Origin of the sequence: Elioraea tepida (assembly GCF_019203965.1) — a bacterium.
GTDB lineage: Bacteria > Pseudomonadota > Alphaproteobacteria > Acetobacterales > Acetobacteraceae > Elioraea_A > Elioraea_A tepida.
Genome location: NZ_CP076448.1, coordinates 666,771 through 688,899 on the forward strand (window position 1 = coordinate 666,771; position 22,129 = coordinate 688,899).

The window sequence follows — 22,129 nt, forward strand, 5'->3', positions numbered from 1 at the left end:
ATGTATGTCGCGGTGAAGGGAGGCGAGCGGGCGATCGAGAACAGCGATAGGGTGCTCGACGAGGTCAGGCGTGGCGACCCGGCCGTGCCGGAGCTCTCGCCGGAGCAGATCGCCGGGCAGCTCGGGCTTGCGGTCGATCGCGTGATGGCCGAGGGCTCGCTCTACGACCGCGACCTTGCGGCGCTTGCGATCAAGCAGGCGCAGGGCGATCTCGTCGAGGCTGCCTTCCTCGTGCGCGCCTATCGCACCACCCTGCCGCGATTTTGCGCAAGCCTTCCCATCGACACGGGCAGGATGGCAGTCGAACGCCGGATCAGCGCCACCTACAAGGACCTTCCCGGCGGCCAGGTGCTCGGTCCGACCTACGACTACACGCACCGTCTGCTCGACTTCTCCCTCGTCGAGACGCGGCAGCGTCCCGCTGCTCCGCGCGCCGATGCCCCGCTCGCGACAGCCATGCCGCATGTCTCGTCGCTGCTCGAGGCGGAAGGGCTGTTGCGCCCCGAGACGGCCGAAGATGCCGCCGACCCTCCCGACATCACACGCGACCCGCCGCGTTTCCCGGCGAACCGCGCCGTAAGACTGCAAATGCTTGCGCGCGGCGACGAGGGGTTCGTTCTTGCGCTCGGCTATTCGACCCAGCGCGGCTATGGCGGGACGCACCCGTTCGTCGGCGAGCTGCGCTACGGCTCGGTCGCGGTCGAGATCGTTCCGGAGGAGCTCGGCTTTGCCATCGATATCGGTGACATCTTCGTCACTGAGTGCGAAATGGTGAACCAGTTCACCGGCAGCCGCACGGAACCGCCGCAGTTCACTCGCGGCTACGGTCTCGTCTTCGGCCATTGCGAGCGCAAGGCGATGGGCATGGCGCTCGTCGATCGGGCCTTGATGGCGGCCGAGCTCGGCGAGGAGGTCTCACACCCCGCGCAGGATCAGGAATTCGTCCTAAGCCACTGCGACAATGTTGAAAGCTCGGGCTTCGTGCAGCACCTCAAGCTGCCGCACTATGTCGATTTCCAGTCCGAACTGCAGCTGATCCGCAGGCTGCGCGCCGAAGCCGCCGAGCGTCGCGGCGGCGGGCCCGGTGAGCTCAAGGAGGCAGCGGAATGACCGCTCCCCCGCGCGGGCCTGATCCGGCCTACAACGAGGCCTATCTGGACGAGCAGACGAAGCGGATGATCCGCCGGGCGCTGCTCAAGGCCATTGCCATCCCCGGCTACCAGGTGCCCTTCGCGAGCCGTGAGATGCCGCTCGCCTACGGCTGGGGGACCGGCGGGATGCAGGTCACCGCCGCCATCATCGGCCGCGACGACGTGCTCAAGGTGATCGACCAGGGAGCCGACGACACGACCAACGCCGTCTCCATCCGACGCTTCTTCGCCCGCGTCAGCGGCGTGCGCACGACCGAGCGGACGTCGGAGGCGACCATCATCCAGACGCGGCATCGCATCCCGGAGGAGCCGCTGCGTGCTGGACAGATCATCGTCTACCAGGTGCCGCAGCCGGAGCCGCTTAGGAAGCTCGAGCCGCGCGAGGTCGAAACGCGCCGGATACATGCGCTTGCCGATTACGGGCTCATGTATGTCAAGCTTTACGAGGACATCGCCCGGCACGGGCGGATCACGCTCTCCTACGACTACCCCGTGCTGGTCGGCGGACGCTACGTGATGGCGCCCTCGCCGATCCCGAGCTTCGACAACCCGAAGATGAACCGCTCGCCGGCGCTTCAGCTCTTCGGCGCGGGGCGCGAGAAGCGGATCTATGCCGTGCCGCCCTACACTTCCGTCGAAAGCCTCGCGTTCGAGGACCACCCGTTCCACCCCTGGCGCGCCGACCAAGCCTGCGATCTCTGCGGCTCCACCACGTCCTATCTCGACGAGGTAGTGGTGGACGATCGCGGGGGAAGGATGTTCGTGTGCAGCGACACCGACTGGTGCGCGACGCGACGCGCGGCCGGCCACCGCGGCGCGCAAGCCGGGCACCCCATCGCCGCAGACGGTGGCGCATGACACCCGAAGCGCCCTTGCTCGAAGCGGAAGGGGTGACCGTGCGCTTCGGCCGCATCGAGGCGGTCTCGGGCGTGTCCTTCTCGCTCTGGCCCGGCGAGGTGCTCGCGATCGTCGGCGAGAGCGGCAGCGGCAAGACCACGCTTCTGCGAACGCTGCACGGCGATCTCGCGCCCTGTTCCGGCCGCGTGCTCTACCGCAGGCGATCGGGCGAGACGGTTGACGTGCACGCGCTGCCCGAGCCCGCACGCCGCCTGCTCGCGCGCACGGAATGGGGCTTCGTGCACCAGAACCCGCGCGACGGCCTGCGCATGGCCGTCTCCGCCGGCGGCAATGTCGGCGAGCGTCTGATGGCCGCGGGCGCGCGGCACTGGGGCAGGATCCGCGCCGAGGCCGCCGCCTGGCTCGCGCGCGTCGAGATCGACGCCGGCCGGATCGATGACCCGCCGCGCATCTTCTCGGGCGGCATGCAGCAGCGGCTTCAGATCGCGCGCGTTCTCGTCACCAACCCGCGGCTCGTGCTGATGGACGAGCCGACGGGAGGGCTCGACGTCTCGGTTCAGGCGCGGCTGCTCGACCTGATCCGTAGCCTGGTGCGCGAGCTCGGCCTCGCCGCAGTGATCGTGACGCACGACCTCGCAGTCGCACGCCTTCTTGCCGACCGGATGCTCGTGATGCAGCGTGGGCGCGTCGTCGAGGCAGGCCTGACCGACCAGGTGCTAGACGATCCGCAGCATCCCTACGCCCAGCTCCTCGTCTCCTCCGTGCTCCAGGCATGACCGACGTCCCCGTCCTCGCGGTCGAAGGCCTCTCCAAGACCTTCACGCTGCATCTGCAAGGCGCGCGTCGCCTTTCCGTTCTTGACGGCGTGAGCTTCGTGCTCCACCGCGGCGAGTGTCTTGCCCTCGTCGGGCCCTCGGGTGCAGGAAAGAGCACGCTCATGCGCGCCCTCTATGGCAACTATCTTGCCGGCGCCGGCCGGATCCTCGTGCGTGACGGCGACGAGGTGGTCGACCTCGCCGCCGCAACACCGCAGCGCGTGCTCGACCTGCGCCGACGCACGATCGGCTATGTCTCGCAGTTTTTGCGCGTCATCCCGCGCGTGCCGACGCTCGCGATCGTCGCCGAACCAGCGCGCCGCGCGGGCCTCTCCGATGGGGAGGCGATCGCGCGCGCCCGCTCCCTGCTCGCACGTCTGAACCTGCCCGAGCGGCTTTGGGACCTCCCGCCTGCGACCTTCTCGGGAGGCGAGCAGCAGCGTGTGAACCTCGCTCGCGGCTTCGCTGTGCCCTACCCCCTTCTGTTGCTCGACGAACCGACGGCGAGCCTTGACCCACCGAACCGACGGGTCGTGATCGGGCTGATCGAGGAGGCAAAGGCGCGCGGTGCGGCGATCATCGGCATCTTCCACGACGCCGAGGTACGCGAAGCGGTCGCCACGCGCACCCTCTCCGTTCTGCCGCTCGCAGCGGAGGCGGCATGAGCGGGGAGGTCGTGCTCACCAACGCGCGGATCGTCGCGCCCGATGAAGTGTTCGACGGCACGGTCGTGCTGCGCGCGGGCAGGATCGCGCACATCGACCAAGGCCGGTCGCAGCTCCCCACCGCGCAGGACCTCGAGGGTGACCTGCTCCTGCCCGGCCTCGTGGATGTGCACACCGACAATCTCGAGAAGCACATGATGCCGCGCCCGGGCGTGCGCTGGTCCTCGCGCGCCGCTCTGCTCGCGCACGACGCGCAGGTCGCGGCCGCCGGCATCACGACCGTGCTCGACGCGCTCTGCGTGGGCGAGGTTGAGCATGCCGACCAACGCGACCAGATGTTCCGCGAAGGGGTGGCGGAACTGCGTGCTCTTGCCCCGCGCGGGCTTCTGCGGGCGGAACATCTGTTGCATATCCGTTGCGAGATCAGCGTCGAGGGCATGCAGGAGAGCTTCGCCCTCGTCGCCGACGATCCGCTCGTGCGCATGGTGTCGCTGATGGACCACACACCGGGGGTGGGCCAGTTCGCCGACATCGAGAAGTTCAAGCGTAAGAACGCCAAAAGCCTCGGCATGAGCGAGGCGGAGGCGGAGGCCTACATCGCCCGGCGCTGGGCGATGCGCGCGCGCGTGCGCGACGCCAACCGCGCCGCGATCCTCGAGGCTGTCGCGGGCCGTGGCATCCCGCTCGCAAGCCACGACGACCGGACGGCCGAGGAAGTGGAGGAGTGGGCCTCCGCCGGAATCGGCATCAGCGAGTTCCCAGTCACTGCCGAGGCGGCACACGCTGCCCGGGCGCTCGGGATGGGCATCGTCGCCGGAGCGCCAAACGTCGTCCGCGGCGGCAGTCACAGCGGCAATGTGCGGGCAGCTGACCTGATCCGCGAGGATCTCGTCGACGTGCTCGCCTCCGACTACGTTCCGGCAGCGATGCTCAATGCCGCCTTCCTCCTTCACGATCGCCTGCACCTCCCGCTTCCCCAGGCCGTCGCGACGGTGACGCGCAAGCCGGCCCTGATGGTCGGCCTCGACGATCGCGGCGCGATCGCGCCGGATCTGAGGGCCGATCTCGTCCAGGTGCATCTCGCCGACGGCCACCCGCTGGTGCGTCAGGTCTGGCGCGAGGGGCGGCGGATCGCCTGAGCCGCCGGGCGCTCGTGCACCGCTACGCCATCTACTTCGCTCCCTGCCGTTCCCACCCGCTCTGGAACGCCGGCTGCCGCCTGCTCGGGCGCGACCCAGAGACCGGCGAGGACCTCCCGCAGCCGGTGCTCGCGGGTCTCGCTCCGGAGCGCCTCTCCGCCATCACCGCCGAGCCGCGACGCTATGGCTGGCATGCCACGCTCAAGCCCCCCTTCGCGCTCGCCCCCGGAACCGATCGCCCGGCGCTCGAGAAGGCGCTCGACGCCTTCGCCGCCTCGCGGCAGGCCTTCGCCATGCCGCCGCTCATGGTCGCTTCGCTCTCTGGGTTCCTCGCGCTCCTCCCTGCCTGCCCCTCGCCCGCTCTCGACGCCTTGGCGGCCGACTGCGTGCGGCGCTTCGACCGGTTCCGCAGCCCGCCCGCACCGGAGGAGCTCGCGCGCCGGCGGAGCCGTCCGCTCGATCCGGTCGAGGAACGCAATCTCGCGCTCTGGGGCTACCCCTACGTGATGGACCGATTCCGGTTCCACATGACCCTGACGGCGCGCCTCGAGGCCGACGAGCGCCACACGGTGGGCGCCCTGCTCGCCCGGCACCTCGCCGACGCCCTCGCCGTGCCCCTTGTCGCCGATGCGATCGCCCTGTTTGGCGAGCCTGCGCCCGGTGCGCCCTTCGCCCTGCTGCGCCGCTTCCCGCTCGCCGGGTGAGCCTCTGCCCGTCACTGCGGATCGTACTTGCGGCAGAATGCCTCGGCGCTCAGCGAGCGGAAGTCGCCGAGACGCTCGGCCCGGAGCCGTAACAGGGTCCACCCGACAGGGCCGGCGCTGTTCGGCAGGCCGGCGGCGAGGCGCGCGGGATCGACCTCGCCGACGAGCGCGGAGGCGACCAGGGCAGAGCAGATCGGTGAACGCACGAGGCGTTGCGGCGACAGCGCCCGCCGACGCGCAGTCCCCTCATTTCCCCTTGTGCGACCCGCACTCCATACTCAACGCCGAGATGGCATGAGATAAGAGGCGCATGACGCGGATCCGCGAGATTCGGCTCACCCCGCTCCGCCACACCTTGGCCGAGCCCTACGGCATGGCACGAGGCCTCTCGAAGGCACGCCAATGCTGCCTCGTCGAGCTCGAGACCGATGACGGGATCGTCGGCATCGGCGAGGCCTGGGGGCCGCCTGCGGCCGTTCGGGGCTATCTCGATGCGGTGCAGGACGCCTGGATCGGCCGCGACCTGTTCGCGCATGCCCAGGCGCTCAAGCTCGTGCTCGGGCGGAACTACCATTTCGGTATCGAGAACCAAATGCTGGCGCTCGCCTCGGGCATTGACATCGCCGCCCATGACGCGATCGGCAAACGCCTCGGCGTTCCGGTGCACGCCCTTCTCGGCGGCAAGGTGGCGGACTGCGTGGCCGTCTACGCCTCCGGCGGATACATGACGGCCGAGCCGCAGGCGAGCCTCGATGCGATGCTGGAACGCTTCCTCGGCCGCGGCTTCTTCGCCGCGAAGATGAAGATCGGCCATTCCGTGGCGGAGGATCGGGCGCGTGTGGCGCGCGCCCGCGAAACGCTCGGCGAGGCCTTCACGCTGATGGTCGACATCAACGGCAACTGCACGGCCGACCAGGCGCTCGCCACGATCCGCGCGATCGAAGGATTCAACATCCACTGGGTGGAGGAGCCGCTCGCGCCGCTCGACTGGGCGGGCTATCGCTGGCTGCGCGACCGTTCTCCGGTTCCAATCGCAACCGGCGAGGCGCTTTACACCGCGCATCAGTTCCTCCGGCTCGGCACGGAGGGCTGCGCCGACATCTGGCAGCCCGATCTCACGCTTTGCGGCGGGCTCGCCCAGGGGAAGCTGATCGCCGAGCTCTGCCACCTCCACCACAAGCGCCTCAGCCCGCATGTCTGGGGCTCGGCGATCGGGCTCGCCGCGGCGGTGCACCTCGTCGCGACACATGCCCCCTATCCGGCGACCACGCATCCCCCCGATCCCACCTTCGTGGAATACGACGTCGGCGAGAACCCGTTGCGCGACGCGCTGCTCGCCACGCCGCTCCTTCCAGAGGAAGGCTACCTCACCGTCCCCGACGGCCCGGGCCTCGGGATCGCGCTCGACCCCGACGCCGTGCGACGCCTCGCCGGCGAGGCGTGAACGGGCTGGACAGCCGCCGCCCCGCTGCCGTCTCATGGCGCGCAGCGAGGAGACACCGATGCCCGACCAGCCCGCCAACCGACGCGTGATCCGAAGCCCCCGCGGCCCGGAGCGCAGCGCGCTCTCGTGGCAGACCGAGGCGCCGCTGAGGATGCTGATGAACAACCTCGACCCGGAGGTCGCCGAGCGGCCGGACGAGCTCGTCGTCTATGGCGGGATCGGCCGCGCCGCACGCGACTGGCCCTCGTTCGACCGGATCGTTTCCGTATTGAAGCGCCTGACCGACGACCAGACCCTGCTCGTGCAGTCAGGCAAGCCCGTCGGCGTCTTCCCCACCCACCCTGACGCGCCGCGCGTGCTGATCGCTAACAGCAATCTCGTCCCAGCCTACGCGACCTGGGAGCATTTCGACGCGCTCGACCGCAAGGGGCTGATGATGTACGGCCAGATGACGGCGGGGAGCTGGATCTACATCGGCAGCCAGGGGATCGTGCAGGGCACCTACGAGACCTTCGCCGAGCTCGCCCGGCGCCACTATGGCGGCAGCATGGAAGGGCGATGGATCCTCACCGCGGGCCTGGGCGGCATGGGTGGCGCACAGCCGCTCGCCGCGGTGTTCGCCGGCGCCTCAATGCTTGCGATCGAGTGCCAGCCGAGCCGGATCGAGAAGCGGCTCGCGACAGGCTACGTTGATGTCTGGGCGAAGAGCCTCGAGGAAGGGCTCGCGATGGTGCGCGCCGCCTGCGCGGAGAGGCGCGCGCTCTCGGTCGCTGTGCTCGGCAACGCAGCCGAGATCTACCCCGCTTTGGTCGCGCAAGGCGTGCGTCCCGATGCGGTGACCGACCAGACGAGCGCGCATGACCCGGTGAACGGCTACCTCCCCGCCGGCTGGACGCTCGCGGAGTGGGAGGAGCGACGCATCTCCGACCCGCGCGGCACGGCGGCGGCGGCACGCCGGAGCATGGTCGCCCAGGTCGAGGCGATGCTCGCCTGGCACCGGATGGGGATCCCCGTGGTCGACTACGGCAACAACATCCGGCAGATGGCGAAGGAGGAGGGGCTTGCCGACGCCTTCGCCTTCCCGGGCTTCGTTCCAGCCTATATCCGCCCGCTGTTCTGCCGCGGCATCGGCCCGTTCCGCTGGGTGGCGCTGTCGGGCGACCCTGCCGACATCGCCGCGACCGATGCGAAGGTGAAGGAACTGATCCCCGACGATCCTCATCTGCACCGGTGGCTCGACATGGCAGCACGGCGAATCCGCTTCCAGGGCCTGCCCGCGCGGATCTGCTGGCTTGGGCTCGGCCAGCGCCATCGGGTCGGGCTTGCCTTCAACGAGATGGTCGCGCGCGGTGAGGTCTCTGCTCCGATCGTGATCGGCCGGGATCATCTCGACAGCGGCTCGGTTGCGAGTCCAAACCGCGAGACCGAGGCGATGGCCGACGGCTCGGATGCGGTGTCGGACTGGCCGCTCCTCAACGCGCTTCTGAACACCGCGTCGGGCGCGACCTGGGTGAGCCTGCACCATGGCGGCGGCGTGGGCATGGGCTGGAGCCAGCATGCGGGGATGGTGATCGTCTGCGACGGCACGGAGGCGGCGGCGCGACGGATCGCCCGCGTGCTCTGGAACGACCCCGCAACGGGCGTGATGCGCCACGCCGACGCAGGCTATGATCTCGCCATCGCCTGCGCCCGCGCGCACGGGCTCGATCTGCCGATGCTCGATGCTTGAGCGTCTGACGCCGGGGGCGGTGACGCTCGCCGCGCTCCGCCACATTCACGAGGGAGCGGGCGTGACGCTTGCCGAGGGCTGGCGCAAGGCCGTCGAGGCTTCGGCCGAGACCGTTTCGGCCATGATCCGCCGCGGCGACACCGCCTATGGCGTCAACACCGGCTTCGGCAAACTCGCCCAGACGCGGATCGCGCCTTCGGATGTGCGCGCGCTGCAGCTGAACCTCGTGCGCAGCCACGCCGCCGGAACCGGCCCGCCTTTGCCTCAGCCCATCGTCCGGCTCGTGCTCGCCTTGAAGGCGATGAGCCTCGCGCGCGGCTTCTCGGGCGTACGGCCAGCCATTGTGGAAGCGCTCGAGCGTCTGCTCGCTGCCTCCGTCCTGCCGGTGATCCCAGGCCAGGGCTCGGTCGGCGCCTCGGGTGACCTCGCCCCGCTCGCGCATCTCGCTCTCGTCCTCGTCGGCGAGGGGGAGGCGACGCTGCCCGATGGGCGCGTCGTGGCTGGCGCCGAGGCGCTTCGTGCCGCCGGCCTCGAACCGCTCGTTCTCGAGGCGAAGGAAGGGCTTGCTCTGCTCAACGGAACGCAGGTCTCCACCGCGCTCGCGCTCGCCGGCCTGTTCGCCGCAGAGGATCTGTTCGCCTCCGCCTTGGTGACGGGGGCGATGTCGGTCGATGCCGCGCGCGGGTCGGATACGCCGTTCGAGGCGCGGATCCAGGAGGTGCGGGGGCATCGCGGTCAGATCGATGCCGCCGCGGCGCTGCGGCGCCTGCTTGCCGGCAGCGCGATACGCGAGAGCCACCGCGTGGGGGACCCGCGCGTGCAGGACCCCTACTCGCTCCGCTGCCAACCGCAGGTGATGGGTGCAGTGCTCGACCTGATCCACACCGCCGCCGCCACGCTCGAGACGGAGGCGAACGCCGTTTCCGACAATCCGCTCGTGTTCGCAGACAGCGGCGAGATCGTCTCGGGCGGCAACTTCCATGCGGAACCTGTTGCCTTCGCGGCCGACCTGCTCGCGCTTGCGCTTGCCGAGACCGGAAGCCTCGCCGAGCGGCGGATCGCGCTTCTGACGGACCCGGTGATGACCGGCCTCCCCGCCTTTCTCGTCCCTGACCCAGGGTTGAACTCGGGGTTCATGCTCGCGCATGTCACCGCCGCTGCGCTCGCTGCCGAGAACAAGGCCCTCGCTCACCCGCGCAGCATCGACAGCCTCCCCACCTCTGCCAACCAGGAGGACCATGTGAGCATGGCGACGCATGCTGCCCGCCGGCTCGGCGAGATGGCGGCGAATCTTGCGGGCATCGTCGCCATCGAGGCGCTCGCCGCGGCGCAAGGGATCGAGTTCCATAGGCCGCTCCGGTCCTCCGAGCCCATCGAGGCCGCGATCGCGGCGCTGCGCGAGCACGTCCCCCGCTGGGAGAACGACCGGGCCATGGCCCCCGACATCGCGGCAGCGACCGCGCTGGTCGCAGGCGGTAGGCTTGCCGCGTTCGCGCCGATCGCGCTTCCCTCGCGCGCATGAGGGGGTCTTCCGGGACGATCGCGGTCGTCTATCATCCGGCGCAAATAAGGAGGGGGCGGATGAAACGTCGAGGCGTGGTAAAGGCAGGGGCTCTGGCGGCCGCGTCGGTCGCGCTCGCGGCACCTGCGCTGTCGCAGGGCAGGATCGAGTGGCGCATGGTCACCTCCTGGCCCCGGAACCTGCCCGGCACCGGTACGGGTGCGAACCGGATCGCCGAGCGCATCGGCCAGGCCACGGGCGGGAGAATCATAGTGCGGGTGTTCGCCGCAGGCGAGATCGTTCCGGCCTTCGGCGTGTTCGACGCCGTCTCGCAAGGGACGGCCGATCTCTACCATTCGACACCGCATTTCTGGTTCGCGCGCTCGCGCGCGGCGGCGATCATCGGCAGCTTCCCCTTCGGCCTGACGACGACCGAGCTCACCGGCTGGCTGCGCAATGCCGGCGGCCAGGCGATGTGGGACGAGCTCTATGCCCGGTTCAACCTCAAGCCGTTCGTGTGCGGCAACTCCGGGCCGCAATGGACCGGCTTCTTCCGCCGCGAGCTCGCCACACCCGATGATCTCAGGGGCCTTCGCTTCCGTGCCGGCGGGCTGATCGGCGGGCTCTATCAGCGGCTCGGCGCATCGGTGGTGCAGATGCCGGTGGGCGAGGTGTTCCAGGCTCTTCAGGCCGGCACGATCGACGCTGCCGAGTTCGCCGGCCCTTGGGCCGACGGCCCGCTCGGCTTCGGCAGGGTGGCGCGGTTCTACTACCGCCCCTGCGGCCAGGAACCCTCCGCGAGCCTCGAGACGGTGATCAACAAGGCACGGTTCGACACCCTGCCGGACGATCTCAAGGCGGCCGTTCGCTTCGCCTGCGAAGGCTACAACGAGGAAAGCGTCGCTGAGTGGGACCATTTCAATCCGCTTGCGCTGAAGGAGATGGTGGAGCGGCAGAGCATCGCCGTGCGCTCCGTTCCGGAGCCGATCCTGCGCGCGATGGCCGAGGCCGCCGCCCGCTTCATCCGCGAGCTGCGTGAGGACCAGGACCCCCTGAACCGGCGCATCATCGAGAGCTACATCGCCTATCGCGAGACGGCGGTGGACTACGCGGCCGAGGCCCACGCGCCCGTCAACGCCGGGCGCGCGCTCGCCCGCTGGAGCTGAGCGGCGCGTGATCCGGGCGCTCGAGGTGGCCGGCCGCGCGCTCGACGCGTTCTCCGACCGGTTGGGCCGCACGGTGAGGTGGCTTGCCGTGCCGCTTGTGCTCGTTCAGTTCGCCGTCGTCGTGCTGCGCTACGCGTTCTCGACGAGCCTGATCCAGATGCAGGAGGCGGTGATCTACCTCCACGCCACCCTCTTCATGCTCGCGATCGCCTTCACGATGCGACAGGAAGGGCATGTACGCGTGGACGTCCTCTACGCCGCCCTTCCCCCGCGACGCCGCGCCCTGATCGACCTCATCGGCGTCCTCGTCGCAGTGATCCCGTTCTGCCTCCTGATGCTCTGGACGTGCTGGCCGTTCGTCGCCGCCTCCTGGCGTATCCGCGAAGGGGCCATCGCCTATGGCGGCATCCCCTACCAGTATCTCCTCAAGTCGCTGATCCCGGCGATGGCGATCCTGCTGCTGCTGCAGGCGGTGGCACATCTCTGCCGCTGTGCGCTTACGCTTGTCGGCCGACGCGTCGACCACCGCGCCGGCCAGCTCGCGAACGGGGCCTGACGGCCTTGGGCAGCACGGGCGGGGGCGTGCTCGACGTCCTGATGTTCGCGACCCTCTGTGTCGGCATCCTCTCCGGCTTCCCGGTCGTGTTCATCCTCACCGGTTCGGCGCTCGTATTTGGCGCGCTCGGCTGGGCCTTCGGCGTGTTCACGCCGAGCCTCCTCGGGGCGCTTCCGCAGCGCGTCTTCGGCACCATGACCTCCGAGGTTCTGGTGGCGATCCCGCTCTTCGTGTTCATGGGCATCATGCTCGAGCGGTCGAAAATCGCCGAAGACCTGCTCGAGACGATGGGCCGGCTGTTCGGCCGCTTGCGCGGCGGGCTTGCGATCTCCGTCACGGTCGTCGGCGCGCTGCTTGCTGCCTCCACCGGCATCGTTGGCGCGACGGTGGTGACGATGGGGTTGATGGCGCTGCCGGCGATGTTGCGTAACCGCTACGATGCGGGCTTCGCCTGCGGCACGATCTGTGCGGCCGGTACGCTCGGGCAGATCATCCCGCCCTCGACGGTGATGGTGATCCTCGGCGAGATCATCTCCGCCGCCTACCAGCAGGCGCAGCTCGCCAAGGGCCTGTTCTCGATCCAGACCGTTTCGGTGGGCGAGCTCTTCGCGGGAAGCCTCCTGCCCGGGCTCCTGCTCGTCGCGCTCTATATCCTCTACCAAGCGGTGACGGCCTGGCTGAGGCCCGCGATCGCCCCTGCCCTGGTGCAACCGGAGGGGGCCGTCAGCCGCGGAGAGATCCTCGGCGCTCTGGTGCCGCCGATCGTGCTCGTCGTCGCCGTGCTCGGCTCCATCCTCGGCGGTGTCGCGACGCCGACGGAGGCCGCCTCGGTCGGTGCCGTCGGGGCGACGCTGCTCGCGGCGCGGCGTCTCGCGGGCGCCGTCTGGCCGGCGTCCCTGTCGCTCGCCTCCGTCCTCGGGCTCGTCGTGCTCGCGAGCCTGTTCGACCTCAGACTCGGCCGCTCCGCCCCGCCGCTTGCCGATCAGGCAGCGATCGCCGCCGCGGCGCTGTGCTCGGCCGGGCTTGCGGTCGCGATCGGCCATGCTCTCGCGGTCACGGCCCGCGCCGGCGTGCTCGCTGGCGTCTGCCGTTCCACCGCGACGATCACGGCGATGATCTTCGCGATGCTGATCGGCGCGACCCTGTTCGCGCTCGTATTCCGCGGCTTGGGCGGTGACGACATGGTGCACGCGGCGCTGTCGGCGATCCCGGGCGGCGCGGCCGGCGCGATCGCGGCCGTGATGGCGGTGATCTTCGCCTTGGGCTTCTTTCTCGACTTCGTCGAGATCTGCATCATCGTGATCCCGATCGTCGGGCCGATCATCCTGCAGATGGATGTCGACCCGATCTGGTTCGGCGTTCTCGTCGCGGTCAACCTGCAGACGAGCTTCCTTACCCCGCCCTTCGGCTTCAGCCTGTTCTACCTGCGCGGCGTCGCTCCGGAGAGCGTGCGAACGCTCGACATCTACCGTGGCGTCGCCCCGTTCGTCGCGATCCAGCTTGTTGCGCTCGCGATCACCGCGTCTTTCCCGGAGCTTGCGACCGCGCTGCCAAGGGCGCTGTTCTGACGCCCGGGCTCAGCCGCCGGCGCCGAAGTCGAGCACGCGCTCAACGTCGAGCACGACCATGAGCTTGTCCTGAAGCCGGAACACGCCAGAGGAGACGCTGCGCCAGCGCGGATCGAGCGTGGGCGGGTTCGCCTCGCGCGTCTCGCCGTCAAGCGAGAGCACCTCGCCGACCTGATCCACAAGCAGGCTGTAGAACTCGCCCGACACCTCGACCACCACGCTCATCGCACGCGCCCCCTCGCCCGCCGGAGAGAGGCCGAGCCGTCGCCGCAGGTCGATCGCGGTCACGATCCGCCCCCGCAGGTTTAGGCTTCCCGCGACCTCGGGCGGCGCAAGCGGCACGCGGGTGACGCTCTGCGGCCCGAGGATGTCGCGCACTGTAAGAACCGGAATGCCGCAGAGCTGGCCGCCGACGGTGAGGGTGACGAACTCCTCGCTCGCCGAGCTCGCGCGCGCCGGACGGCGCTTCTCGATCACGGTCGTCATCTCAGACTGCCTCCACCTCCCGGACCGAGAGCGCCTGCTCGAGCGCACGCAGCACCGCGTCCCGGTCGAACTTCGCCACATAGTCGGAGAATCCGGCGGCATGGCCGCGGGCGATGTCGGCCTCCGAGACCCGGCTCGTCAGCGCGATCACCGGCAGGCTCGCCCAGGCGCCGCCGCGCCGCACCTCCGACACGAAGGCGATGCCGTCCATCTCCGGCATCTCGATGTCGGAGACGATGGCGTCGAACATGTCGCCACGATCACGAAGCTTGAGCGCCGAGGCAGCACTGTCCACCACGGTCACCTCGTAGCCGGCTGCCCCGAGCACCGGCACGAGGAGCTGCCGGAAGAAGGCGCTGTCATCGAGCGCGAGAACGCGGCGTCGAGCCTCCGCCTGTCCGGCCGATCGCTTCATGAACCAGTCGGGATAGGCGCGGCGAAGCCAATGCCCCGTGTCGAGCACCTCGGTGGCGCGTCCAGCGATGGTCGCTGTGCCGAGGAAGCCCGGCCTATCGGCGGCGAGCTCGACGCGGAGCCTGTCCTCCACCACGTCGAGTATCTCGTCGACGATCAGCCCGACCGACCGTTCGCCCTCGTTGAACACGAGCACCGGATGGCGCTCCTTCATGGCGGATGCCGAGAACGCCTCGTCGATCGGGACGAGCGGCATCAGCCGGCCGCGATACTGCATCACGAGCGCGCCGTTGGCCCGCTCGATCGACTCGGCCGGCGCCTCCTCAAGCCGCGCCACAAGGCCGAGCGGCACCGCCTTCGGCTCCGCCCCGCCGGCACGGAACAGGAGCAGCGCCGTCCGCTCTGACTCGGCGGTGGCCTCGGCGGTGGCGACGGCGATCTCTTCGCGATCGCCGCCGCCGCGGGTTCCGATCCCGACGGCGCGCGCGATCCCGTTCGGATCGAGGATCATGATCACGCTGCCATCGCCGAGGATCGTGTTGCCCGAGAACAGGGTGATGTGGCGCAGGATCGGCGCCACAGGCTTGACCACGATCTCCTCGGTGTCGAACACGCGGTCGACGATCAGCCCGAATACCTGCACGCCGACCTTGCAGACGATGATGAACGCGCCCGAGCCGGCATCAGCCGTCCGCTCGCCCTCGGACGCAAGCCCGAGCAGCTGGCGCAGATCGACGAGCGGCAGGAGCCGGTCGCGCAGGCGCAGCACCGGTGTCTCGTTGATCCGCTCGATCGTCGCGTCCGATCCGCCGCCGGTGCGCACAAGCTCGACCACGCTGATCTGCGGGATGGCAAACCGCTCGCCGCCCGCCTGAACCACGAGGGCGGCGACGATCGCAAGCGTGAGCGGGATCTTGATCGTGAAGGTGGTGCCCTGGCCCTCCACAGATCGCAGCTCGATCGTGCCGCCGATCTTCTCGATGTTGGTCTTGACCACGTCCATGCCGACGCCGCGGCCGGACACGGCGGTGACGGCGGCGGCGGTCGAGAAGCCGGCGCGCCAGATAAACTGGTGCACCTCGCTGTCAGGCATGGCGGCGACCTCGGCCTCGGTCGCGAGCCCTTGCGCCACCGCCTTCTCGCGAATCCGCGCCGTGTTGAGGCCGCGGCCGTCGTCGCTGATCTGGATGATGATGTGCCCGCCCTCGTGGAAGGCGTTCAGCACGAGCCTCCCCGTCTCCGGCTTGCCGGCGGCGCGTCGCTCCTCCGGCCGTTCGAGGCCATGGTCGACGCTGTTGCGCACCATGTGCGTCAACGGGTCCTTGATCAGCTCGAGCACCTGCCGGTCGAGCTCCGTCTCGGCCCCGATCATCGAGAGCTCGATCTTCTTGCCCATCTCGTGCGCAAGGTCGCGCACAAGCCGGGGGAACTTGTTCCAGGCATTGCCGATCGGCTGCATGCGCGTCTTCATCACCCCGTCCTGCAGGTCGGAGGTGATGTGCGAGAGGCGCTGCAGCGGCACGGTGAAGGGATTGTTCTCGTGCGTGCGCGATAGCTGCAGGAGCTGGTTGCGCGTGAGCACGAGTTCGCTCACGAGCGTCATCAGATCCTCGAGCACGTCGACACCAACGCGGATGGTCTGCTTTGCCGCGAGCGTCTCCGTCACGTCGCGGGTCTGATCGGGCTGCGTGTCGGGCTCGGCTGTCTGCGTCTGGGCGGCCGGGCGATCCGCCTGCGCCGGAGCCGCGGGCGTCTGGGCGGTCGGTTGCGCCACCTGCTCGCCCGAGAGCAGTCGGTTCAGCGCCTCGATGACGTCGCCGTCGTCGCCAGGAACCTCCGAGCCGGTGCGTTCGAGGTCGGCGACGATCGTCTTGATCCGGTCGATCGCGCGCAGAACCACCGAGATGGCCCCGGTGGTGACGGGCATCGACCCGTCGCGGAAACGCCCGAGCACGTTCTCCGCGGCGTGCGCCACCTTCTCGAGACGGGCGAGGCCGAGGAAGCCGCAGGTGCCCTTGATCGTGTGGACAAGGCGGAAGATCAGGGCGAGCGTCTCGGCGTCATCCGGCGCCTGCTCGAGCCGGATCAGGGCGGTGTCGAGCTCGGCGAGGCTCTCTGCCGTCTCGGTGAGGAAATCCTTGAGCAGGTCGTCCATCGGCGCACCTCCAGAAGCGCCGCCATTCGACCCTGATCGACCAAAGAAAGGGTAAAGCCGTGATCAGCGCCCGAACGCGCCGCCGAGATCGGCCGGCGGGCCGAACGCGCGCGGCCGCAAGCCGGCATGGAACCAGGCGATGAAGGAGTAGATATCATACACGGGCAGGCCGAGCTCCGCCCGAAGCAGATGCGCATAGGGCGGCATATTCGTGCACTCGAGCACGATCGCCCCCACCTCGGGGTGGCGTGCGACCAGATCACGACCCGCCTCGAGGATGTCGGCGGCGGCGAGCGCCACGTCGAGGTCCTGCTTCTCGCCCTTGATCAGCACGCGGAAGAACTCGCGCCCTCCTTCGGTGCCGGCGATCGGTGTGTCGCGCGGCACGCCGGCGGCGTCGAGATGCGCGGGCGTGAGCGACGCGGCGGAGACGGTGATGATGCCGACGCGCCGGCCGGGCGGCAGCGTGGCCTGCACCATCGGCACCTGCATCAGGCTCGAGGTCGCGACCGGAACCCTGAGCCGTGCGGCCATCTCCGCCTGGAAGATGCTGAGAAAGCCGCAGTTGGTCGTGATCGCCTCGGCGCCGAGGTCGATGAGGTCCTCGGCGGCGGCGAGGAAGGACTCGAGCAGGCCGCGCGCTCCCTCGAGCACGACGCGTTCCGGGCTCGCGCCGCGAACGACGCGGAACAGGACGGGAAAGGGCCAGGTGAGGCCGTTGCCCATGTCCCCCGGAATGCGGGGGAACCTCGCCTCGAGCATCAGGATGCCGAGCGGCGCCCCGTAGATGCTCTTGCCGCCGGGCGCGACTGAGGCCACCCGCACCGTCCGATCGTCCATGATCGCCCGCTCCCGCATTGCGCTCCCATGCGGAGCCCGACACTATGCCCCTCTGCGAGGTTTTGGGAGAGAGCGATGATCGGTCGTACCGCCGCCCTGCGCAGGCCGCTTCTGGTCGCGGCTGCGCTCAGCTTCGTCCTGCCCGCAGCAGCGGGGGCACAAGGGTTTCCGGTCGCCGGCAAGCCCGTCACGCTGATCGGCGGCTTTCCGAACGGCTCGGGAACGGACATCTACAGCCGCAAGCTCGCCGAACCGCTCGCCCGCGCGCTCGGCGTTCCCGTGGTCGTGGACAATCGCGTCGGCGCCGGCGGCAACATCGCGATGGACCATGTGGCGAAGGCCGCGCCCGACGGGCACACGATCCTGATGGGCACCTCGGCGATGCTCGCGATCAACCCCGCCCTCTATCCGCGCATGCCCATCGACACCATGCGCGATCTCGCTCCCGTGCTCGCGCTCGCGGACGTGCCGAACGCGCTCACGGTCGCCCCCGAACGACGCCCGCAGTTCACCGACTGCCGCGCCGTGATCGCCGCGGCGAAGGCGCAGCCTGGCCGACTTACCTATGCGTCGACCGGCAACGGAACCTCCACACATCTCGCCGGGGCACAGTTCGCTGCCGCCGCCGGGCTTGATCTCGTGCACGTTCCCTATCGCGGCGGCCCGTTCGCGATGACGGCGCTGCTCGGCGGCGAGGTGGACATCTTCCTGCACCAGACGCCCGCCCTCGTCGGCCCCTACCGGCAGGGGCAGGTGCGGCTGCTCGGCGTCACGAGCAGGACGAGGCTCGCCGCCTTCCCCGACGTGCCGACCATGGCCGAGGCCTGCGACCTTCCCGGCTTCGAGACGACCACGTGGTATCTGCTCGCGGTCCCCGCTGCCACCCCTGCCGCGATCGTCGAGCGGCTCGCGGCCGAGGTGCGCAAGGTGATCGATGAGCCCTCCTTCGTCGCCTGGGTGAAGGAGCAGGGCCTGACGCCGATGACCGGGGGCCCGGTGGAGGCGCGGGCGCTGCTTGCCGCCGACCTGCCGAAATGGGCCGAGGTGGTGCGCCGCTCCGGCGCCCGCGTCGACTGAGCCCGTTCCGTGGCGGAGGCGATCCAGTACTTCCACTCGCTTTCGAGCCCCTGGGCCTATCTCGGCGGGCAGCGACTTCACGAGATCGCGGCACGCTACCGTGTCGCGATCGTCTGCCGCCCGATCACCGTCCTGACCGAGAATGGCGGCATCCTGCTCCGCACCCGGCCGGAGCCGCGGCAACGCTACCACGCGCTCGAGCTCGACCGCTGGCGGCGCTACCTCGGCATGGAGCTGAACCTCACCCCGCGCCACTACCCGACCGACCCGAAGCCCGCAGGCCTCGTCGTCATCGCCGCGCAGCGGGCGGGGTATGACGCCGCGCGGCTCTCCCATGCCTTCCTCCGCGCCCTCTGGGCAGAGGAGGAGGACACGAAGGACGCGGCCGTTCTGGCCCGGATCGCCGATCGCGAGGGCATGTTCGGGTCTGCTCTCGTCGCCGCCTCCTCCGCCCCCGAGGTCGAGGCAGAGTGGGAGGAGAACCGCCGCGAGGCCATCGCCGCCGGAATGTTCGGCACGTCGAACTATGTCTAGCGCGGCGTGATCCACTGGGGCCAGGACAGGCTTGGCTTTCTCGAGCGCCTGATCGCGGCAGACCTCGCCCCGCCGATCGCAACCGGGCGCACCTGGTAGGAGCGCACGATGCCTGAACCGCAGCGCGGCGACCTCGTCATCCGCGGCGGCCTGGTCGCCGACGCCGCGCACCCGCTCGCCGAGGCGCGCGACATCCTGGTGCGCGACGGGGTGATCGTCACGATCGGCCCTCCCGGCATCGCGGTGCCCGAGGGAACGGCGGCCTTCGACGCCTCCGGCCTGCTCCTGCATCCAGGCCTCGTGAACGGCCACACGCATTCGCACGGCTTCCTCGGGCGGGGCATCGGCGACCGCTGGACGCTCGAGCTCCTGCTCGCCGCCTCGCCCTGGGTCTCGGGCGGCAGAACGATGGACGACATCGCGCTCAGCGCGACCATCGGCGCGGCCGAGCTTGCGCTCAAGGGCTGCACCGCGGTGCTCGACATGGTGGGCGAGCTGCCGCTGCCGACCGAGGAGGGGCTCGATGCCGTCGCCTCGGCGTATGACCGCGTCGGCCTCCGCGCCGTGATCGCGCCTCTGGTGGCTGACCGCACCCTCTACCAGGCGATCCCGCCGCTTGCGGAAGCGCTGCCGGGGGAGCTGCGCGAGGAGGTCGCACGGCTCGCCCTGCCGCCCTGGGACAGGACCTTCGACGCGCTCGTGCGCCTCGTGCGCGGCTGGCGCTGGTCAGGCCGCGGCATCGGCTTCGGCCTCGGCCCCACCATCCCGACGCATTGCGATGACGCCTTCCTGCGCGCCTGCGCCCGGCTTGCCGGCGAGCATGGCCTGCCGCTGACCATGCACGTGGCCGAAAGCAAGGTGCAGGCAGTGATCGGCGGCCGAACCTACGGCCGAAGCCTCGTCCGCCACCTCGACGCGCTCGGGCTCATCGGCCCCCGCTTCATCGCCGCGCACGCGATCTGGCTCGATGACGAGGACCGCGCGATCCTCGCCGCCCGGGGCGCCTCTATCATCCACAACCCGAGCTCCAACATGAAGCTCGGCAACGGCCTGTTCGCGATGCGCGAGGCGCTCGATGCCGGGATCACGGTCGGGCTCGGCACAGACACCTGCAGCTGCGGCGACAACCTCAACATGTATGAGGCAATGCGCCTCGCCTCGCTGCTCTCGAAGGTGCAGGGCCCCGACCCGGCTGCCTGGGTGTCGGCAGAGGAGGCCTATCGTGCCGGCACGGAGGGTTCTGCGCGGGCGCTCGGCCTTCCCGGCATCGGCCGGATCGAGGAGGGCGCGCTGGCCGACATCGTCTTCCTCGATCTCGGCCACCCGAACTGGATGCCGCACCGCTGGACAGTGAACCAGCTGGTCCATGGCGAGGACGGAACGGCGGTGCGGCACGTCTGCGTCGGCGGGCGCTTCATCGTGCGCGACGGCCGGCTCACCACGGTCGATCTCGACTCGCTGCGCAGCAAGGCCGAGGAGCACCGGCAGCGGCACGAGCGCGCGACGCGGCACGAACGTGCCCTGTTCGAGCGCCTTGCGCCGATCGTCGCCCGGGTCGGTCCGGCGCTTGCCGCAGAGCCCCTTTCGGTGCGGCGCTATCTTTCGGATCGCGGGCCCTTTTGACGATCGCGCGGCTTGACGCGTCCTTCGCGCTTGCGCAGCGTGTTGCGACGCAACGGGGGACGAGGCGATGGATGCGGCGACGCTGCGTGCCCAGCTGGCTGGCCAGATGGCGAATCGCGCCCTGATCTATCTCGAGCTGTTCGAGACCCTGTCTTCTGAGCTCGGCGCGGCGCGGGCCGAGGCGCTGCTCGCCCGGGCGATACGGTCCCGCGGCCGGGCGGTCGGCGAAGCCTTCAAGCGCTTCGGCCCGGCCGATCTTGCCGGGCTCAAGGACGCCTTCCTCGCCTCGCTCCCCGGCGGCACGGAGCTCTTCAAGCCAGAGGTGAAGCGCTGCGATGCCGAGAAGCTCGAGATCCAGTTCCATGCCTGCCCGCTGAAGGCGGCGTGGATCGCGGCCGGCGTGCCTGAGCAGAAGCTCGCCACACTCTGCCGGATCGCCGGTGCGATCGACAACGGCACCTTCGAGGCTGCGGGCTTCACGATCGAGAACCGCACCTGGCAGCCAGGGCGCGAGGGGTGCTGCAACCTCCACATCACGCCCGGGCCGACGGCCTGACCTTGCGACGGAGACCCTCATGACCACGACACGCAGAACCCTGCTGATCGCAACCGCGGCCCTTCCCTTCGCCGGCGCCGCGCATGGGCAGACACGCACGATCACGATCGGTTACCAGCTCCCGCTGACAGGCGAGTTCAGCCAATACGGCGAGCGGTTCCGCAACTCGGCGCTGATGGCGCTCGAGGCCTTCAATCGCTCTGGACGGATTCCGGCCCAGGTGAACATCGTGTTCGAGGACACGCGGTCGGATCCGCGCGAGGCCGTGGCGGTGGCGCGGAAGTTCGTCGACAACCGTGAAATCGTCGCCGTGCTCGGCGACTTCTCCTCCTCCGCCTCGATCCAGGCCGGTCGCGTCTATGCCGAGGCCGGCATGCCGCAGCTGAGCCAGACCGCCTCGCACCCGGATTTCGTCAAGATCAGCCCCTGGCAGTTCCGCAACATCACGACGCAGGCCTATGAGGGCCCACATGTCGCCCGCTGGATGGCCTCGCAGGGGGTGAAGCGTGTGGCTGTCGTTGCGATCCAGAATGACTGGGGCCAGTCGGTCGTCTCGAACTTCGCCGATGCGTTCCGCGCCTTGGGCGGCGAGGTGGTAGCCACCCAGATGTACAACCCCGGCAACCGCGAGTTCCGCGCGATTCTGACCGACATCGCCCGCGCCCGCCCCGACGCGATCTATCTCGGCATGTTCTACGAGGACGGCGCGGCGTTCCTGCAGCAGCGTCGGCAGCTCAACATCCGCGTGCCGGTCTACGGCACCTCCTCGATGTACGAGCCGAAGCTGATCGAGCTCGCGGGGCCAGGCGCGGAAGGCTTGTTCCTCTCCACCTCGTTCATGTCTGAGAGCCCTGAGCCTGCAGTCCGCGCCTATGTGGAGGAGTACAGGCGCCGCTACCGCTCGGAGCCGAACATGTTCAGCGCCCAGGCCTTCGACGCGGTCAACATCATGCTCGAGGCGATCGCGCGCGCCTGGCCCGACGTGACGCGCCAGCGGGTGCGCGACGAGCTTGCGAAGACGAAGGACTTCCCCGGCGTGACGGGAGTGACCACCTTCGACCCCGAGACGCGCGAGCCGTCGAAGACGCTCGCGCGCATGCAGATCCAGGACGGCAAGTTCACGCTGCTCCGCGACTGACACGCAGGCT

21 protein-coding genes are annotated in these 22,129 nt (G+C 69.7%); 17 read left to right on the plus strand and 4 right to left on the minus strand.

Going from position 1 to position 22,129, the window contains the following annotated elements:
- The 6 genes from KO353_RS03170 to KO353_RS03195 are packed head-to-tail and all read left to right on the plus strand — an operon-like array spanning position 1 to position 5,332.
- Positions 1 to 1,110, plus strand: coding sequence for a carbon-phosphorus lyase complex subunit PhnI (locus KO353_RS03170; protein ID WP_218286317.1), 1,110 nt, complete (start codon positions 1 to 3; stop codon positions 1,108 to 1,110).
- The gene (locus KO353_RS03175; protein ID WP_218286318.1) at positions 1,107 to 2,009 is read left to right on the plus strand and encodes an alpha-D-ribose 1-methylphosphonate 5-phosphate C-P-lyase PhnJ; all 903 of its coding nucleotides are present in this window, start codon (positions 1,107 to 1,109) and stop codon (positions 2,007 to 2,009) included. The genes KO353_RS03170 and KO353_RS03175 overlap by 4 nt, the downstream gene beginning before the upstream one ends.
- Positions 2,006 to 2,785, plus strand: coding sequence for a phosphonate C-P lyase system protein PhnK (gene phnK, locus KO353_RS03180; protein WP_218286319.1), 780 nt, complete (start codon positions 2,006 to 2,008; stop codon positions 2,783 to 2,785). The genes KO353_RS03175 and phnK overlap by 4 nt, the downstream gene beginning before the upstream one ends.
- A complete protein-coding gene (gene phnL / locus KO353_RS03185; RefSeq protein ID WP_218286320.1) occupies positions 2,782 to 3,489 on the plus strand; it encodes a phosphonate C-P lyase system protein PhnL in 708 nt (235 codons plus the stop codon). The genes phnK and phnL overlap by 4 nt, the downstream gene beginning before the upstream one ends.
- Positions 3,486 to 4,628 (plus strand): alpha-D-ribose 1-methylphosphonate 5-triphosphate diphosphatase, encoded by a 1,143-nt coding sequence (locus KO353_RS03190; RefSeq protein WP_218286321.1) that lies wholly within the window; start codon positions 3,486 to 3,488, stop codon positions 4,626 to 4,628. The genes phnL and KO353_RS03190 overlap by 4 nt, the downstream gene beginning before the upstream one ends.
- A 14-nt stretch (positions 4,629 to 4,642) precedes the next feature.
- Complete coding sequence (locus KO353_RS03195) at positions 4,643 to 5,332, plus strand: DUF1045 domain-containing protein (RefSeq protein ID WP_218286322.1); 690 nt, start codon at positions 4,643 to 4,645, stop codon at positions 5,330 to 5,332.
- 11 nt (positions 5,333 to 5,343) lie between these two features.
- Here the strand turns inward: KO353_RS03195 and KO353_RS03200 are convergent, their stop codons facing one another.
- A complete protein-coding gene (locus tag KO353_RS03200; RefSeq protein ID WP_218286323.1) occupies positions 5,344 to 5,538 on the minus strand; it encodes a hypothetical protein in 195 nt (64 codons plus the stop codon).
- A 104-nt stretch (positions 5,539 to 5,642) separates the two neighbouring features.
- Between KO353_RS03200 and KO353_RS03205 the strand changes: the two genes are divergently transcribed.
- From KO353_RS03205 to KO353_RS03230, 6 genes are read left to right on the plus strand one after another with little or no spacing between them, the layout of a single operon-like run.
- Positions 5,643 to 6,776, plus strand: a complete 1,134-nt coding sequence (locus KO353_RS03205; protein WP_218286324.1) for a mandelate racemase/muconate lactonizing enzyme family protein — start codon at positions 5,643 to 5,645, stop codon at positions 6,774 to 6,776.
- Between the two features lie 58 nt (positions 6,777 to 6,834).
- Positions 6,835 to 8,505 (plus strand): urocanate hydratase, encoded by a 1,671-nt coding sequence (gene hutU / locus KO353_RS03210; RefSeq protein WP_218286325.1) that lies wholly within the window; start codon positions 6,835 to 6,837, stop codon positions 8,503 to 8,505.
- On the plus strand, positions 8,498 to 10,027 hold the full coding sequence (gene hutH / locus KO353_RS03215; protein WP_218286326.1) for a histidine ammonia-lyase: 1,530 nt from the start codon (positions 8,498 to 8,500) through the stop codon (positions 10,025 to 10,027). The genes hutU and hutH overlap by 8 nt, the downstream gene beginning before the upstream one ends.
- Positions 10,028 to 10,086: 59 nt before the next feature.
- Positions 10,087 to 11,172, plus strand: coding sequence for a TRAP transporter substrate-binding protein (locus KO353_RS03220; RefSeq protein ID WP_218286327.1), 1,086 nt, complete (start codon positions 10,087 to 10,089; stop codon positions 11,170 to 11,172).
- A 7-nt stretch (positions 11,173 to 11,179) separates the two neighbouring features.
- Positions 11,180 to 11,728 (plus strand): TRAP transporter small permease subunit, encoded by a 549-nt coding sequence (locus KO353_RS03225; protein ID WP_235692004.1) that lies wholly within the window; start codon positions 11,180 to 11,182, stop codon positions 11,726 to 11,728.
- A 26-nt stretch (positions 11,729 to 11,754) separates the two neighbouring features.
- Positions 11,755 to 13,296: a TRAP transporter large permease gene (locus tag KO353_RS03230; protein WP_328774496.1), complete on the plus strand. Its 1,542-nt coding sequence runs from the start codon at positions 11,755 to 11,757 to the stop codon at positions 13,294 to 13,296.
- 9 nt (positions 13,297 to 13,305) lie between these two features.
- On the opposite strand, the gene KO353_RS03235 is transcribed toward KO353_RS03230, so the two are convergent.
- From KO353_RS03235 to KO353_RS03245, 3 genes are all read right to left on the minus strand, one after another.
- Positions 13,306 to 13,782 carry a chemotaxis protein CheW gene (locus tag KO353_RS03235; RefSeq protein WP_218286328.1) on the minus strand — a complete coding sequence of 159 codons (477 nt, stop codon included), beginning with the start codon at positions 13,780 to 13,782 and terminating at the stop codon, positions 13,306 to 13,308.
- 1 nt (position 13,783) lies between these two features.
- Entirely contained in the window at positions 13,784 to 16,351 is a 2,568-nt protein-coding gene (locus KO353_RS03240; RefSeq protein WP_218286329.1) for a hybrid sensor histidine kinase/response regulator, read from the minus strand.
- A 63-nt stretch (positions 16,352 to 16,414) separates the two neighbouring features.
- Positions 16,415 to 17,191 (minus strand): aspartate/glutamate racemase family protein, encoded by a 777-nt coding sequence (locus KO353_RS03245; protein WP_218286330.1) that lies wholly within the window; start codon positions 17,189 to 17,191, stop codon positions 16,415 to 16,417.
- 75 nt (positions 17,192 to 17,266) lie between these two features.
- On the opposite strand from KO353_RS03245, the gene KO353_RS03250 reads away from it, so the two are divergent.
- The 5 genes from KO353_RS03250 (at position 17,267) to KO353_RS03270 (ending at position 22,119) form a co-directional block, all read left to right on the plus strand.
- Positions 17,267 to 18,268, plus strand: a complete 1,002-nt coding sequence (locus KO353_RS03250) for a Bug family tripartite tricarboxylate transporter substrate binding protein (RefSeq protein WP_218286331.1) — start codon at positions 17,267 to 17,269, stop codon at positions 18,266 to 18,268.
- Between the two features lie 9 nt (positions 18,269 to 18,277).
- Complete coding sequence (locus tag KO353_RS03255; protein ID WP_218286332.1) at positions 18,278 to 18,802, plus strand: 2-hydroxychromene-2-carboxylate isomerase; 525 nt, start codon at positions 18,278 to 18,280, stop codon at positions 18,800 to 18,802.
- 108 nt (positions 18,803 to 18,910) lie between these two features.
- Positions 18,911 to 20,425, plus strand: a complete 1,515-nt coding sequence (locus KO353_RS03260; protein WP_218286333.1) for an amidohydrolase family protein — start codon at positions 18,911 to 18,913, stop codon at positions 20,423 to 20,425.
- Positions 20,426 to 20,492: 67 nt separating this feature from the next.
- Positions 20,493 to 20,981 carry an L-2-amino-thiazoline-4-carboxylic acid hydrolase gene (locus KO353_RS03265; RefSeq protein WP_235692005.1) on the plus strand — a complete coding sequence of 163 codons (489 nt, stop codon included), beginning with the start codon at positions 20,493 to 20,495 and terminating at the stop codon, positions 20,979 to 20,981.
- 19 nt (positions 20,982 to 21,000) lie between these two features.
- Positions 21,001 to 22,119, plus strand: a complete 1,119-nt coding sequence (locus KO353_RS03270; protein ID WP_218286334.1) for an ABC transporter substrate-binding protein — start codon at positions 21,001 to 21,003, stop codon at positions 22,117 to 22,119.
- Positions 22,120 to 22,129 lie beyond the last annotated feature (10 nt).

Coding starts and splice junctions, on each gene's coding strand:
- KO353_RS03170 (WP_218286317.1), top strand. CDS start 1: ATGTATGTCGCGGTGAAGGGAGGCGAGCGGGCGATCGAGAACAGCGAT.
- KO353_RS03175 (WP_218286318.1), top strand. CDS start 1,107: ATGACCGCTCCCCCGCGCGGGCCTGATCCGGCCTACAACGAGGCCTAT.
- phnK (WP_218286319.1), top strand. CDS start 2,006: ATGACACCCGAAGCGCCCTTGCTCGAAGCGGAAGGGGTGACCGTGCGC.
- phnL (WP_218286320.1), top strand. CDS start 2,782: ATGACCGACGTCCCCGTCCTCGCGGTCGAAGGCCTCTCCAAGACCTTC.
- KO353_RS03190 (WP_218286321.1), top strand. CDS start 3,486: ATGAGCGGGGAGGTCGTGCTCACCAACGCGCGGATCGTCGCGCCCGAT.
- KO353_RS03205 (WP_218286324.1), top strand. CDS start 5,643: ATGACGCGGATCCGCGAGATTCGGCTCACCCCGCTCCGCCACACCTTG.
- hutU (WP_218286325.1), top strand. CDS start 6,835: ATGCCCGACCAGCCCGCCAACCGACGCGTGATCCGAAGCCCCCGCGGC.
- hutH (WP_218286326.1), top strand. CDS start 8,498: ATGCTTGAGCGTCTGACGCCGGGGGCGGTGACGCTCGCCGCGCTCCGC.
- KO353_RS03220 (WP_218286327.1), top strand. CDS start 10,087: ATGAAACGTCGAGGCGTGGTAAAGGCAGGGGCTCTGGCGGCCGCGTCG.
- KO353_RS03235 (WP_218286328.1), bottom strand. CDS start 13,782: ATGACGACCGTGATCGAGAAGCGCCGTCCGGCGCGCGCGAGCTCGGCG.
- KO353_RS03240 (WP_218286329.1), bottom strand. CDS start 16,351: ATGGACGACCTGCTCAAGGATTTCCTCACCGAGACGGCAGAGAGCCTC.
- KO353_RS03245 (WP_218286330.1), bottom strand. CDS start 17,191: ATGGACGATCGGACGGTGCGGGTGGCCTCAGTCGCGCCCGGCGGCAAG.
- KO353_RS03250 (WP_218286331.1), top strand. CDS start 17,267: ATGATCGGTCGTACCGCCGCCCTGCGCAGGCCGCTTCTGGTCGCGGCT.
- KO353_RS03260 (WP_218286333.1), top strand. CDS start 18,911: ATGCCTGAACCGCAGCGCGGCGACCTCGTCATCCGCGGCGGCCTGGTC.
- KO353_RS03265 (WP_235692005.1), top strand. CDS start 20,493: ATGGATGCGGCGACGCTGCGTGCCCAGCTGGCTGGCCAGATGGCGAAT.
- KO353_RS03270 (WP_218286334.1), top strand. CDS start 21,001: ATGACCACGACACGCAGAACCCTGCTGATCGCAACCGCGGCCCTTCCC.